Source organism: Nocardioides sp. Z38_18 (assembly GCF_058215695.1).
Map to the genome: position 1 here is coordinate 2178220 of NZ_JBZAJE010000001.1, position 13009 is coordinate 2191228.

Annotated in this window: 11 protein-coding genes, 1 pseudogene and 1 CRISPR repeat array (1 of these 13 cut by a window edge); all 12 genes and pseudogenes read right to left on the reverse strand. The window is 66.2% G+C overall.

Annotation, left to right across the window (positions count from 1 at the left end; genetic code table 11):
• Positions 1 to 926: direct repeats of the CRISPR family, unit length 37 nt; unit sequence GTTTCTATTCGCTGCTGCGCGAGAGGGCCTTCGGGAC; it begins 166 nt to the left of the window's first position.
• A gap of 163 nt (positions 927 to 1089) precedes the next feature.
• Complete coding sequence (cas2, locus tag AC4BGC_RS10525) at positions 1090 to 1356, reverse strand: CRISPR-associated endonuclease Cas2 (protein WP_490555576.1); 267 nt, start codon at positions 1354 to 1356, stop codon at positions 1090 to 1092.
• An 11-nt stretch (positions 1357 to 1367) separates the two neighbouring features.
• Positions 1368 to 2438 (reverse strand): CRISPR-associated endonuclease Cas1, encoded by a 1071-nt coding sequence (gene cas1, locus AC4BGC_RS10530; RefSeq protein WP_490555578.1) that lies wholly within the window; start codon positions 2436 to 2438, stop codon positions 1368 to 1370.
• A gap of 22 nt (positions 2439 to 2460) precedes the next feature.
• A pseudogene (locus AC4BGC_RS10535) lies at positions 2461 to 3258 on the reverse strand (reverse transcriptase domain-containing protein); the annotation flags it as partial.
• A gap of 2 nt (positions 3259 to 3260) precedes the next feature.
• Positions 3261 to 3971: a CRISPR system precrRNA processing endoribonuclease RAMP protein Cas6 gene (cas6, locus tag AC4BGC_RS10540; RefSeq protein ID WP_490555579.1), complete on the reverse strand. Its 711-nt coding sequence runs from the start codon at positions 3969 to 3971 to the stop codon at positions 3261 to 3263.
• 59 nt (positions 3972 to 4030) lie between these two features.
• Positions 4031 to 4450: a hypothetical protein gene (locus AC4BGC_RS10545; RefSeq protein WP_490555581.1), complete on the reverse strand. Its 420-nt coding sequence runs from the start codon at positions 4448 to 4450 to the stop codon at positions 4031 to 4033.
• A complete protein-coding gene (locus AC4BGC_RS10550) occupies positions 4447 to 5862 on the reverse strand; it encodes an RAMP superfamily CRISPR-associated protein (RefSeq protein ID WP_490555582.1) in 1416 nt (471 codons plus the stop codon). Before AC4BGC_RS10550 ends, AC4BGC_RS10545 begins: the two co-directional genes overlap by 4 nt.
• Positions 5859 to 6836, reverse strand: coding sequence for a type III-B CRISPR module-associated Cmr3 family protein (locus AC4BGC_RS10555; RefSeq protein WP_490555583.1), 978 nt, complete (start codon positions 6834 to 6836; stop codon positions 5859 to 5861). Before AC4BGC_RS10555 ends, AC4BGC_RS10550 begins: the two co-directional genes overlap by 4 nt.
• Positions 6833 to 7393, reverse strand: coding sequence for an RAMP superfamily CRISPR-associated protein (locus tag AC4BGC_RS10560; protein ID WP_490555585.1), 561 nt, complete (start codon positions 7391 to 7393; stop codon positions 6833 to 6835). Before AC4BGC_RS10560 ends, AC4BGC_RS10555 begins: the two co-directional genes overlap by 4 nt.
• A complete protein-coding gene (locus AC4BGC_RS10565) occupies positions 7390 to 8799 on the reverse strand; it encodes a Cas10/Cmr2 second palm domain-containing protein (RefSeq protein WP_490555586.1) in 1410 nt (469 codons plus the stop codon). The genes AC4BGC_RS10560 and AC4BGC_RS10565 overlap by 4 nt, the downstream gene beginning before the upstream one ends.
• Complete coding sequence (locus AC4BGC_RS10570; protein WP_490555588.1) at positions 8799 to 10649, reverse strand: hypothetical protein; 1851 nt, start codon at positions 10647 to 10649, stop codon at positions 8799 to 8801. The genes AC4BGC_RS10565 and AC4BGC_RS10570 overlap by 1 nt, the downstream gene beginning before the upstream one ends.
• Positions 10646 to 11029 (reverse strand): hypothetical protein, encoded by a 384-nt coding sequence (locus tag AC4BGC_RS10575; protein WP_490555589.1) that lies wholly within the window; start codon positions 11027 to 11029, stop codon positions 10646 to 10648. The genes AC4BGC_RS10570 and AC4BGC_RS10575 overlap by 4 nt, the downstream gene beginning before the upstream one ends.
• Positions 11026 to 12168 (reverse strand): hypothetical protein, encoded by a 1143-nt coding sequence (locus AC4BGC_RS10580; protein WP_490555591.1) that lies wholly within the window; start codon positions 12166 to 12168, stop codon positions 11026 to 11028. The genes AC4BGC_RS10575 and AC4BGC_RS10580 overlap by 4 nt, the downstream gene beginning before the upstream one ends.
• Positions 12169 to 13009: the final 841 nt, after the last annotated feature.

Genomic DNA, 13009 nt, shown 5'->3' on the forward strand with positions numbered 1-13009 from the left:
GCTGCGCGAGAGGGCCTTCGGGACGACCAAGTGGGTCGGTGACTGCGTGAACCCCAAGCCGACTCCGTTTCTATTCGCTGCTGCGCGAGAGGGCCTTCGGGACCCCAATCCAAGGACACGGTCCGCCCGACCGAGTCCAGGTTTCTATTCGCTGCTGCGCGAGAGGTCCTTCGGGACACGCTGGTGGGCATCCACACGCAGACGATCACTGCCGCCAAGGGGTTTCTATTCGCTGCTGCGCGAGAGGGCTTCGGGACACCCAACCCGGAATACGGCCGCTTAGTAGCGACAAGGCAGTTTCTATTCGCTGCTGCGCGAGAGGGCCTTCGGGACGACACGTACGGCCAGGCTACGGAGGCGAGTACCCGTTTCTATTCGCTGCTGCGCGAGAGGGCCTTCGGGACCAGCAAGATCACTTGGCACTACTCCAGCAGTGGCCGCTTCTATTCGCTGCTGCGCGAGAGGGCCTTCGGGACCCGGAGAACGAGCCGACATGCTCGGAGCCAGAGCCGTTTCTATTCGCTGCTGCGCGAGAGGGCCTTCGGGACAGGTGTTCCTGAACGTCCAGGCGAACCCGATGAGTTTCTATTCGCTGCTGCGCGAGAGGGCCTTCGGGACATGTTCATCGGATGCAACGGCAAGGTGAACTGGGGTGCGTGTTTCTATTCGCTGCTGCGCGAGAGGGCCTTCGGGACCAGCTGGGGACACTCACGGAAGTTCCTCGCTCGACGCGCACGTGTTTCTATTCGCTGCTGCGCGAGAGGGCCTTCGGGACGAGTTCTTCAACGAGGACTGCCCCACCACGATCAACAACTGGTTTCTATTCGCTGCTGCGCGAGAGGGCCTTCGGGACGGCTGACACCACGGACGAGTCGACGACGATTCCGTCGTTTCTATTCGCTGCTGCGCGAGAGGGCCTTCGGGACCCCTAATGGTTTTCCGTGCCGCTGACCTGCATCTTTGCACACCCCCACCACACCCGGGCACCGGCGCCGCCAGATGACCGGCCCCGAAATACTCGCAGACGAGCGTTTGCGCAGGTCAGGGCCACTGCACACCCCATGGGCATGCACGAGCTCCACGCCCCACTCAAAAGTCGCTCCAATGCCATGCCTCCGTGGGTGGCATCGCCTGCCCGACGCAAACTTGGTCCATCCAGCAGGACGCGCACTGGTGAAACACATAGAGGCTGTCCTTTGACTCATCGAGGAGACGTCGGCACCGCCCGATCACCTCGGAGAGTTCCTCGTCGGTAGCGGACATAAGAAAGACCGACTTCTGGATACGGTCGCCATAGGCTTGAAGGATGGCTGCCACTTTGGCTCGCGGTTGGTTCTCGCGGATGTCGTAGCTCACGACTGTCGTGGTCAACGCCATGACAGTCCCGTCCACTCGATGTCCCCTGCTTCCAGGTCATCGTCACGGAGAATCTCGCGCGCCATTCGCTGCGCTTGCCGGTAGATGTGTCTGCGCATGGTTCCGGAGAAGTCCTGCAGCGCGCCGCGCCTCTCCGTGAGCATGCGACGTTCGTAGGCCGAGACGAGCTCCTCCCGACCAGCTTTAGTGAGGTAGACACCGATGCCGCCCTCTTTGTCGGGGCGGCCGTGCTCGGGGCGCAGAGACCTACCTCGCGCCATCGTCAGCACCAACTGGTCAACGATGAGCGGTCGGAACTCTTCCATCAGGTCCAGAGCCAAGCTTGGCCGCTGCCCCTGGAACGCGTGAAGCACGCCGAGGCTGGGCTCCAGACCAGCCGAGTGGAGGGCCAGTTCACACTCCCCCAGCAGCAAGGTATAGCCGAACGAAAGCGCGGCGTTGACGACGTCGCGGGGCGGCTGTCTTGTCCGTGCGGGGAACTGGAGCGGCTCCGGTATCAGCGCCCCGAAGGCATTGAAGTAGCTCCTCGCCGCCGCACCTTCGAGTCCCATGAGCTCCTCGTTGCTGGTGCACTGGGGAATCATCGTCAGGAGGCTCTGCACAGCCCTGATCTCGCGGCGGACGACATCGACGCCTGCTCGGCGCCCGAAGCGTTGCAGCAACACCACCTGTTTGCGCAGTTTGGCCTCGACTACTGCTGCTGCGAGGGGCAGTCTTCTCGGGGAGTGCTCGAAGTCGAACTGGGCTCGTACCCGTTCCATCCGCGGGCCGCGCCCGCCACCGATGATCTGGCCCTGGTAATGCCCGCGACGGGAGGCCAGGACCACATCGATGCCGGACTCCACCGCCCACGAGCGGACAGAGGAGGACACCCCCACGGATCCGAAGCAGACCATTCGGGACACCTTGGTCTCTGGCACGTCCACCAGCGTCGCATCGTCCTTGGAACGAACCTCGATCCGGCCTCGCCGGCGTCGAACCCCCGAGCCCTGCCTTCCGACGTAGAGGACCTCGATTCGTGTTGGGCCCCCCGGATTGAGCCGTGGGCGGGTACCTGACACCGAAGTCCTCGCCGAGGAAGGCGAACCCCTCTTCGAAGCTCATGACCTCGGTCTTGTCCGCCCCTAGCGTGAGACCCATCGAGTCCAGTTCTGCGGTTGCCACCCTAGCCGCCTCCCATGCTTCGTCACGGCTGGTCGCCGCCACCACCAAGTCGTCCGCGTACCTCACGACAGGCCAGCCCGCCTCAGTGAGCGCACTGTCCAACTGCTCGAGCACCAGATTGGCGAACAGGGGCGACAACGGTGTCCCCTGGGCTAACCCCCGGACCGCCCTCGTACCGCGGAATCTCCCTCGAGCCCGGCGCGCCAGGAACTGGTCGATCAGTTCCAGCAGCTCAGGGTCGTCGACCGTGAGGGAGAGACGTCGGCGCACGACGCGTGGTCGGATGCTGGGGAAGCAATCTTCGACGTCACCTCGCAGGACCCAGCCGAATCCCTCCTCACGCAGTTCCACGACCGCGCGTACGGCGTCGCTGACTCCCAGCCCCGGGCGGTAGGCGTACGAGGAAGGCCCCAGCAGTGGGTCCAGTACTGGTGTGAGGGATCGCAGGACGGACCGTTCGAGCAGGCGATCACGTACGGACGGCACGTGCAGGGTCCGAGTGCCGTCGCCCTTGACGAGTTCTATTGTCTGCAGGCTGCTTGGGACGTAGGTGCCTACTCGAAGTTCGGCCGACAGCTGCTCGATGTGCTCGCCCGCGTGGGGTGCGAAGCCGGCAACTCCGTTCGGCCCGGCGTCAGGATCAATCCCCTCCGCCATCTGCTGCCAGGCCCGGAGCAAGGACTTCGGGTCGACGGCGCGCTGCCAAAGACGTCCCATTCTCAGCCCACTCGAGACGATGCACGAGAATGCTGCGGTCGCACCTCCGTGACGCCGAGTCCTTTCTCAGTCAGGGATCCCAGCCCGCACCAGCCCGCAGTCCGCAACAGCACGTCGAGCCGGTGGGCTACGACCGGCTCGTCGCATCGCACCACGAGGTGCCCCAGGAAGCCGGCGACCGTCACGGCGGTCGGGCGGCCCGAGGAGTCGCGAGCGCCGATCTTCAGCCGCATCGTGATCGTCTCCCCTTCGATCTCCGAGACCCAGATCTCGCCGTACTCGGTGCGGTCCACGACACAAGCCGGCAGACCGCTGTAGTGGTCCCAGACCTGCGAGAGACGACGCAGAAACGACTCCGGGCGGGGCATCGGGGAGAACCGCTTCGCAGAGTGGATCGTGGTGGGGGTGTGCAGGTCGAGCCGCCACCGTCGCGCACCGCTCGGGGTGCCGAGCGAAGCCCAGGATTCGTGCGCCAGAGGCCGCGCGTCAGCGGCCACCCTCGCCGTCGCCCGATCCAAACGCAGTCGCGCCCCGGCCGTGGCGGAGTCAGCAAACCTGGCCCCCGAAGCGGCACTGAGGGTCACCACCTCCACCCCGAAGGTCCCTTCGCGGACGCTGATGGGACTCAGCGCGTACGGCTTGACCTGGGCTTGGTGCTCCGCTGGCTCTTCGAGCCACCAGCTCAGTGCCGCGTGCAGTGCCTCGACGCGCACCTCTTCGGGGTCAAGCCCATTCAGGGGGAGCCACCATCGCACCGGCCCCAACGGCACACTCATCGCCATTGCTCCAAGACGTCGACGGCACATGTGAAGACCAGTCCACCTGTGCCGTGGTCGAGGGTGGTCACGCGCCCCAGCGGCACGGTCTGCCGCGCGGTGGGGCACCACGTGATTCGCGAGTCCGACCCGTCCCGCGAAGCCAACAGCTCGTCCACCCTGATCTCGACGTCCTCGCCCGCCAGGTGGGTGTCAGGGTGTAGCCGGGCGAGGTGTACCTCGCCGTCATTGAGACGCGCGCGCAGCAGTTCCCCCGTCTCAGGGTTCCAACCGTGAAGCAGGGAAGTGTACGGCGCCGTCTCAGGTGGCGCACATACGTGCAGGCCGTCGGGGTCCTGCCAGGTGAGCATGCAGCCCGTGGCGGAGTGCTTGAACACCTCCCAGGTGCTCAGCCCACCGTTCAGCGTGGCGCTCATGCAATGTTCTCCGTCTGCATGTCGCTCGACTCCTCGTCGGGTTGCCACGTCTCCACAAGTCCCCGCAGAACGGTCTTGGCGTCCTGCACTGCCGTGGCCCGGTCCTGTGTCGAGGTCAGGAACCCCATGCCGCGCGTGGTCCCCCAGCCCAGACCGACCTGGCCCCGACCGAGGTCGTGGACCGCCAGCTCCACCAGAGCTAGAGTCCATTGCCATTCCTGGTCGGTGCCGCCAAGGCGTACCACGCGCAGGGTCACCTCGGCCCCCGGCGCCACGGACTCGCGTGTGAACAGCAGACCGGCTGAGGCGCCGCCGGTGAACCGGTCGATGGCGACGTGCGTCCGCTCGACCAGCTTCCCGGAGATCGGTGAGTCCTCAAACCGCACCCGTGACCTCTGCGCTTGCGCCCCGCCCGCGTGGCCGAAGAGGCGACACGGCAGGCACCGCCCGCACGAGCTGTCCAAGCAGGGTCGGCCTTCGCGGTCCACCGGCCACAGCGAACGAAGCACGTATTCGATCCGAGAGCGCAGCACGCCCTTCCAGGTGCTGCCCGGGACGATGGGCGTGGTGCCATCCGGCCCCCTCAGGACGGTGACCACCTCGGCCCCGTCCGAAGTCTTGCGCTGGGCGTGTCCACTTCCGACGCTGACGCAGCTGCTGGTGCGCAGGGACCAGTGGGCGTCCTGGCGAGCAACGGGGGCGGGTGGAGCTTCCTCTTCGATCCATTCGTAGAGCTCTGGTCCGCCGAAGTCGAGGTAGGTCTCCAGCCCATCAGCGGTGCACAGGTCGAGCGTCCCGTGCCTGACGCCGAGGGACGCGGTGGCTCCGTGCCCGACGCTGATTCCCCGACCCAGGTACGGCGACCACGAGGCCAGCAGGTCGACAAGACCGGCGTGCTCCTGGGAGGCGAGGTTCTCCGCCCGTAAGTAGACGGTGAGCTTCGGGCCGGGGCACAGCAACTCGTGGTGGCGCAGGGTGCGGTTTCGCGCTGCGCCGCGACGACGATCGACCGCGGTTTGCATCCGCTCCAGCGTCTGGGCCTTGATCAGGCTGCTGCCGACGAGCCACACCCGGCTGGCGACGGCTGCCTCGCCTTTGATGACCTTGCCGAGCCACCACTCGACGTCGGCACCGCTGTCGAGCAGGTGCTGGCGCAGGCTGCCTGCCAGGGAGGTGACCGGGACCTCGTAGCTCCTGTCTGCGGGGCCGTGTTCAACACTGGCGTCGTGTTCACCGGTGAGCGGGTCGTCGCCATCGTCACCGAGGCGTCGTTGCCGATCACCTGCACGGACAGCATCGAGCGTGTGAAGCAAAGGACGCGCGTCTGGCTCACCGTCGCCAGTGTTGGGCATCAAGACCCCGCCCTGGCTGGTCATCGCGAGTTCCACCTGGAACAGGTGGATCGTGCTCATGAGTTTCCCCCCAGTCCCGTCACGAGACCGAACCCCTCGGAGCGACGCAACCCCAGACCGGTCAGCGCCAGCTCGCGAATCTGCGCTGGCGACGCATCGGTCTGCACGAGAAAGACCGAACCGGCCACGACACTCGCGTCCACGGGCTTGGGTAGCCCCGACGCTGCGTGCCATCCACCGGACTCGTCCCAGCGGATCCAGCGCCTCACGACTTTGCTGCCGCGGCCGAGCAGCCGCTCGAGCTCGTACTCCCCCGGCTGGGGAATAGACCGCCCGAGCTCGTCGACGAAGATGCCGGGTGAGGCCATTCGAACGCCCAGGAGGCCTTCGGGGGTGCGACCGGGGATGCCGTACGTCGGTACGTCGGCGTGCGTCCATTGTGCACGGACGGCCCCGTGTGTCGACAGCTTGCCGCCCAGGCGCAGCCGGGTGAACTCGGCAACGTCGTCCAGCAGGTCCCGCGGCCCGATGACCGACCCCTTGAACACGAGGTCACCGTCGCCACGCACGACTCCGCGGGTGAACAGGTGGGCGTCCTTGGCCGTCCCCTGCGGGGTGATCTCGACGTGTACGTCGACCCGGGTGGGGACGGCAGTGGGGAGCTCGCCCTTGGACTGGGTGAAACCGGCGCCGCACGCGCACACCTCGTGCGTCTTCTGTGTGGCGGCGTCGTAGCGCCTCAAACACCCACGGACTGAAGCCCCCTTGTGCGTGTGGACGCTCAGCGCGACCGGGGCGTTGCCGGCGTACAGGGGACCGAAGCGCACCCGGGACTCGAAGAGGTCAAGGAAGCGGCCTCGGATGGGTCCCCTCGGCACCCCGTTTCGACGGATCCACTGGGCCGCGAGGGCCCCGCGCACCATCGAACCTGGTATGTGACTCAGCGTCGTCGCCGAGCGTCCGGCCCTTGGGGCACCGCCCAGCGCCGCGTCTTGGAGCAGCCGGACTTCGAGCTCGACCACCGAAAGCGTCATCGCGGAACCTCCCATCGGCCAGCGGCCATCAGCTCGTAGTCGGCGGGGGCAAGATCCGCCCCACCGGAGACCGTGATCCAGCCGAGTCCGCGACGCCTTTGCGAGCCCAGCGCGGCACAGGCGCGCGCGGCGGCGGTCAGGATCCGTTCGTGAATGGCACGGTCCTGCCCGGCGGGCAGTCCGTCGGTCTCGACGACGAAGGACGCCTGGTCGCTGGCCAGCCCGACTTGCATGAGGAGCAGCGCGTTCTCCATCGCTGCTCCCGTCCTCGGGTCGATCCCGACCCGCGTCCGCCGTGCCGAGGTGACCTCGGGTTGGCGGGTCACTCGCCAGTGCCAGGGTGACGGGGTCTGGGACGTCCCGAAGACCGACTTCACTAACTCCTCGGGCACGCCCAGGAGATCTCGGGCCGACGACCGCATCAGCCCTTTGAGCGCCGTGGCACGCAGGGGTGCCTGTGGGTCGAGGGTGATGTCGAAGCCCGGTGCGGCGGTCCCGGTGGCCGGCAGCAGTGGGCTGTGGAAGGTGATGGTGAACTCGAGCTCGCCGATACTCATGGGTTGTCCTGCGCCTCGGCGTCGGGTGCTGGGAGGTCTTCGCATTGGGCCAGTAGCCAGGTCGCGGTGTCGTCCCAGTTCTCGCTTGCCTTGCCGCTGGCTTTCGTCAGATGGGCGGCCAGGTTCGTGCCCGCTGCTCGGCAGGTCTCCTTGAAGGTCGGCCAGTCCTTGACGTCGGGGGAAGCAAGCTCCTGCAGGCGCTTTCGGTGCGCTCGTGGAGCTCGGGTCAGCGACTCCACCAGGTGGTGGCTTTCCTGGACCCAGGCCAGCTCTCGTACGCCGTGATGCTCGAGGTCGCGCGGGTCACGCATGAGGTCGAGATAGCCCAGCGAGGGCCGTGCGCCGTTAGTGTCCTTGACGTGTCGGAGGAGGTTTCCGGCAATGGTGATCGCCTCGTGCAACGGGCTGGAGGCGTGGTGGAAGACCAGGGCGCCCGAGAGGGTCGGGGGCGGCGCACCTTCTGGGATGAACTCGGATGCCCGACGGTGAACCTCGCTGTTGAAGTGCTCCAGAGCGGTCGTGGCGAACGCCCACGCCTCGCTGGCAGGCAACGAGACAAGGATGTCGTCGCCTGCCACCAGATGGGGAATGACCTGAACTCTGTCGCTGCCGGCGGAGATCTTCTCTGCCGCCGCGTAGAAGGCGGCGTCGTTGGCCTCAGAGATGAGACGCACAATCTTCGCCTTGATGTCCCACTCGCTCGTGTCGGCGGTCTTGAGGACCTCACCGATGAACTTGCCGACAGCGTTGCCGTCTGCGTAGAAGACCGCCACCCGAGTTCCATCCTTGGCGGGCCAGCGGTTCATTCGCGCCAACATGTGCAGGTCGTCGACGGGCTCTGCCTTCAGGTTCATGTAGTAGTCCGCAAGGTTGGCCGCGCGCACGCGCTTGTTCCCGGCTGCGTCGTACCGAGCCCTGCAGTCAAGGCACACCTGGGCGACTCGGCCCCCGCCCAACGTCACGACAGCCACCGCAGGGTCGAGGCCGCATCGGGTGCACCGGAGCGCGCCGACGTGCTCGGTGGGTGGTGGGCGGCTTACTAGGGCCGAACCCGAGTTCTGCATCGCCGAGAGCCCGCCGTAGGCAGCGACGTAACTGTCACCCTGGGCCCACGAAGCGGTGAAGGTGCCCCCGGGGATCTTGGCCCGCAGGTGACTCAGCACCCGCTGCGCCACCGGCGCCACTTCCAACGAGAGATCAAGCGACAGGGCGGCGATGCCGGAGATCTGTCCGGCATCTTCATTCCAGGCCACTCCCGGCTCATCTCCGAGGCACTTCGCGATGGCGCCCTTCCCGGTATAAACGGCGAGCATCGAGGACGCCCCGCGGCGACCTGCCAGGTCGGGTGAACGGTTGAGCCAGGTCTGCACCTGCCCCATGCCGACGTTGAGATAGGTCCGAGACATCACTCTGTCTCCCCGGGTGTGGACAGGACCTGGGACGGCGCGCTGCCGGCGGCTGGGGGGAGCACCGGCATGGGCTTCTGGACCCAGAACGCGAACACATCGCTGGGGTTCTGGGGGTCGCCGGGCGGGTACATGACCTGCTCGGGCTTCACGAAGTCGAGGACGAGGATGTGTTCGAGGGCGGTGCGCGCCGTCGGGTCGTGCTTGTCGCCCTCTTCGAACGCCTTCACCCAATCGCGGACCCACCTGTTCAAGTCATCCCCGACGAGCGCGGCCGGCTCGTCCTCCAGCCATTGGGCTGCCGCATCCTCGTAGAGGCGGACGGAATCCATCCGGCTTCGTACGACCCCCAGACCGTAGGGTTTCCCGCCACCGAGCCGGAATCGTGCATGGGGATGGAGCAGCTCCGGTTGCAGCGCCATCAGGAGCCCCCCCAGCTCGGATGCAGTCAGCCCTTCGAAATGGAGCTGGCCCTGCCAACGGGTGCCGACCTCGAATGCCTTCAGCGTCGTGACGGTCTTTCCCTCGGTGGCTTGGGTTGCCTTGCTCTGTTGCTTCCAGGAGCTGGTCCAGTACATCTTGCGGCCCGCCACCTCGCGGTGTCCCTGCCCGGATTGCCACCGCTTCTCGCCGCCCTTGCTGCCCGGCGCGAGATAGAAGGTGCCCGAGCTCGGCTTCGGGCTCAGCAACCGATACCTGTGCTCCTCAAAGCCCGGCGTCTCAACCACACTCGGGTCCGCGACCCTGACTCGCCCACGGACCGAGTTCTGCTCCGCCCGATCGTCGTCCTCGCGACCGCTCGTGTCGGCCAGACCGAAGATCCGGCACGACGGGCAGGCCATATCGGGGTCGACACACGGAGCCGCCTCACCAAGTCGATCTTTGACCGGCCCCTCCCCCGGCACGCGCCAGAACCGTGCGGGAGCGATCCAGTCAATACGATTTTCGTCATCGACTCGCACCCACAGCGGGTCACCCTCCTGCAACGAGGCCCGACTCGGATCCGGTGACGCCACGACTGCTCGTCGTTGCCCCGTGACCACTCCGCCCTGTCGCAGGGGGTGCCCCGACACGTCCACGTAGTCCCCGAAGGTCGCATCGCTCCCGGGACGGGAATCGTCGGTCCCGGCGACGGCCTTCTCAAACCGCGCGAGGACGTCCGATGGCACCCCCATTGGCCTCCTGCCGCCGGGCCCCCGCCCCGCAGGAACCGCCACGAACCGCCAACGCGTGACGACGTCCTCCTGCAGTGCCCTCACATAGTGCGTCCCGCTCCGAACGCTGGTGTCCGTGACCAGTAGGACATAGTCGTCCACGCCAGCGTCGTGAGGCTGCTCGGCATCGAGGAACTCGATCCTGCCTGTAGCCACCCGCTTGTTGTTCCTTATTTCTGTCTCGCCCCGAGGAATCCTGACCAATGCACCCGTCCGCACGCGCTGGTACTTACTTTCAGCGGCCTTGAGGAGGGACACGGTGTCGCACCACACAGCGTCCTCGAGGAGGTGCATACGAACGGTCACCTTGTGGCCGTCCACCTTGACGATCCGTGCCACCCGCTCATTCACCCTCTGGGACGGTGTCTCGCGGTAGTGCGGAACAAAGTCCGTGTCGACCACTCGGAAGCAGCTGTCGGTCAACGCCTCGTGCAGCGACCGGAGGGCGCCGTGCACGGAGGACCCCCACAGGACCGGGGTCGCACCACCGCCGACCGAGACGGGCGACTCGGCCTCGAACTCGTAGCCGATGGTGCCGCTCAGTGTGCCGGGCGCACGGTAGGACTGGTCCGGAACCGGGCCGCGCTCCACAATCGGCGGCAGCGGTACGAACGAATAGGGATTGACGAACCTCAACGGTGACCCTCCTGCACAGCCGAGACGAAGCGGCCGAAGCCCGAACAACCCACGACCACACCAGCCGTATCGCGGTAGTCGATTGGGAACAGGACGTCCGACCGGCCGGGGACCGCCATGGCGGCGAGGCGGGAGACGACGTACACGGTGCCCGGGACCACCGACGGAACCGGGTCAAGCACCAGGGAGGCCTCAACCTCTACGACCGACGCGGAGACTCCACCCAGCACCATCTCGGACGAGCCCAGACGCGGCTCGGCAACTCGGGGGATGCGAGTCCCAGCCGCAGGCCCAGGCCAGGTGGCAACCACCTCATCGTCCCGCCACAAGACCAGCGGATGGGGAGTCAGGTTCACCAGCACGGTTGCGCTGCTGTTCATGCCACTGGGGTCTTCGTCGCCGCTGCCCACAGGCACCCCAACTCGTCCGCCGGTGGCTGCTTGGCATGCACGCGCACAGGGATGCTGGCATTCGTGTCCCTGTCGAAAAGGACTGGCACGAGCCGCTCGATGTGCCGGGGCTTGAAGTACTCGCGCAACTCCTCCGCCTCGCCCCCAAGGCGCTCCGGGTCAGCCAGCACCCATCCCAGGGCGAGCGAGGCAGTCTTCAGCAGTCGAGCGCGCACGAAGATGATCTGGTTCGGATGATCCCGCAGCGCCTCTAACAGCCGAAGCGCGTAGGTCTTGATGAGGTCGGGCGCGGCAACGTCGCCACTGTTTCTAACGCGACCCACCACTTGTATCGGTCCAGCGTCGACCCGTACGCGGGGGCCCGCGAACGGGGACAACGCGGCGTCAGGACCCAGGGTGACCAGAACGGCACCAGCCCTCGGTGCTTGATCGCCCTTCTCCTCATCGCGAGGAATGTCGAGCAGTTCAGCGGTCGCCACCCTGCTCGGCGACCATGTCACACCAGGAAGGCTGTTCGCAGGGTTCACCTCCACAAGATCCAACTCGTCCGGGAGCGCAGCCCGCTGCCCAAGCGCATAGGCGAACGGGTAGAGCAGGTTCACAGCAAAGTAGAACTTGGTGTCGAACGAGTCCTCGTTCATCGCCATCTCGAGGTCATGGCTGTAGCCGTCTACCTGGGCGACGATGTCGAGGCAGTTCTCGTCTCCGGTCACCCTGATCTTGCGTCGTAGGCTCCGGACGTCCAAGTGTTGGCGGCGGACATCACCTGCCATCGACAGCAGTTCCTTGTCGTCGGTGCTCCCCACTGCTTGCGCGCTGAGGTAGTACAACGTGCCCGCGTCGTGATTGACCTTGGTTAGCCACCAAGTGCCCAGACCCAACAGGCCCAGACTCAGGAAGAGCATCACGAACCTCAGGAGCACGCCCTCTGCGAAATCCTCCAGGAGGAGCCCTACGAAGGCGACCACACACGCGAGGGCGGCGGCCTGCAACCATCCGGCACCCGTCCGGGAAAGGAAGCGCCGACCGGGGGTGATGTTCCTCCACCCCCGTTGCATGACATCCAGTTTTCCCCGCAGGGCTCGGAGGATGCTCGAGCTCTCAGCCACGAGGTGCGCTCATCGAACATGCGCCGCTTTGCTCGGAGCATTGCGCAGGCCACTCAATCTCCCGGGCCGATCTGTCGTCGAGCCTGATGTGACGCTCGGGCTCGCGGCACCGACTCAGGAACTCCAGTCTTGGTGTGCGATCAGGGCGCAAGGAACGCCATGCTCTCCCCAATATTCGAGCAGCGGCCGGGCGGTGCGCACCTCGCGGACCTTCATGCACATCGCGTGCCTTTGCACCTTCCGTACTAAACCTGCGGGCGACGTCGCGAAGCTTGCAGCCGGAGGCATGCAGTGAGCCGTTTGAGATGACGGTCCTCGCGGCGCTTGGCGCAGAGAACTCCGCATTTGTCATGTCGAGACTCCAGCGGCCAGGGCATTGGGCGTCAAGTCGTGCGCCAACATTCGGCGCTATTGAGGCTTCATTGGTCCAGATCCCTCCCGTATTGCCCGACAAATCTCCCTTAAAGCATATTGCCACTCCCAGCTATGGAAATCTGGCCACAGCCTCATAACGGCTCGTCACAGTTGACGGTGTCGTCGGGGCTGGCCTAGGAGCGCAACCGTCTCGGGAGACCTCGAGCTCTCTATCCCAAGCCCCCCACCCGGCACACCCTCAAGTGTGAAGAGCCCAGAAATTGCTCTCCGCTGCCGACCGAGAGACGTTCCTGGCCGCAGGCCGAGCCACGAGGACCGCCGGGTGGAACGCGTTTCTATTCGCTGCTGCGCGAGAAGGCGTTCATGACGGGCGCTTCGGCCACACCGGCCACGGCGAAGAGTTTCTATTCGCTGTGCGCGAGAAGGCGTTCATGACCCGAAGCCTCGGCCGACACCGGCGCCTGCG

Coding starts and splice junctions, on each gene's coding strand:
- AC4BGC_RS10555 (WP_490555583.1), bottom strand. CDS start 6,836: ATGACGCTTTCGGTGGTCGAGCTCGAAGTCCGGCTGCTCCAAGACGCG.
- AC4BGC_RS10575 (WP_490555589.1), bottom strand. CDS start 11,029: ATGAACAGCAGCGCAACCGTGCTGGTGAACCTGACTCCCCATCCGCTG.
- AC4BGC_RS10550 (WP_490555582.1), bottom strand. CDS start 5,862: ATGAGCACGATCCACCTGTTCCAGGTGGAACTCGCGATGACCAGCCAG.
- AC4BGC_RS10565 (WP_490555586.1), bottom strand. CDS start 8,799: ATGTCTCGGACCTATCTCAACGTCGGCATGGGGCAGGTGCAGACCTGG.
- AC4BGC_RS10545 (WP_490555581.1), bottom strand. CDS start 4,450: ATGAGCGCCACGCTGAACGGTGGGCTGAGCACCTGGGAGGTGTTCAAG.
- AC4BGC_RS10560 (WP_490555585.1), bottom strand. CDS start 7,393: ATGAGTATCGGCGAGCTCGAGTTCACCATCACCTTCCACAGCCCACTG.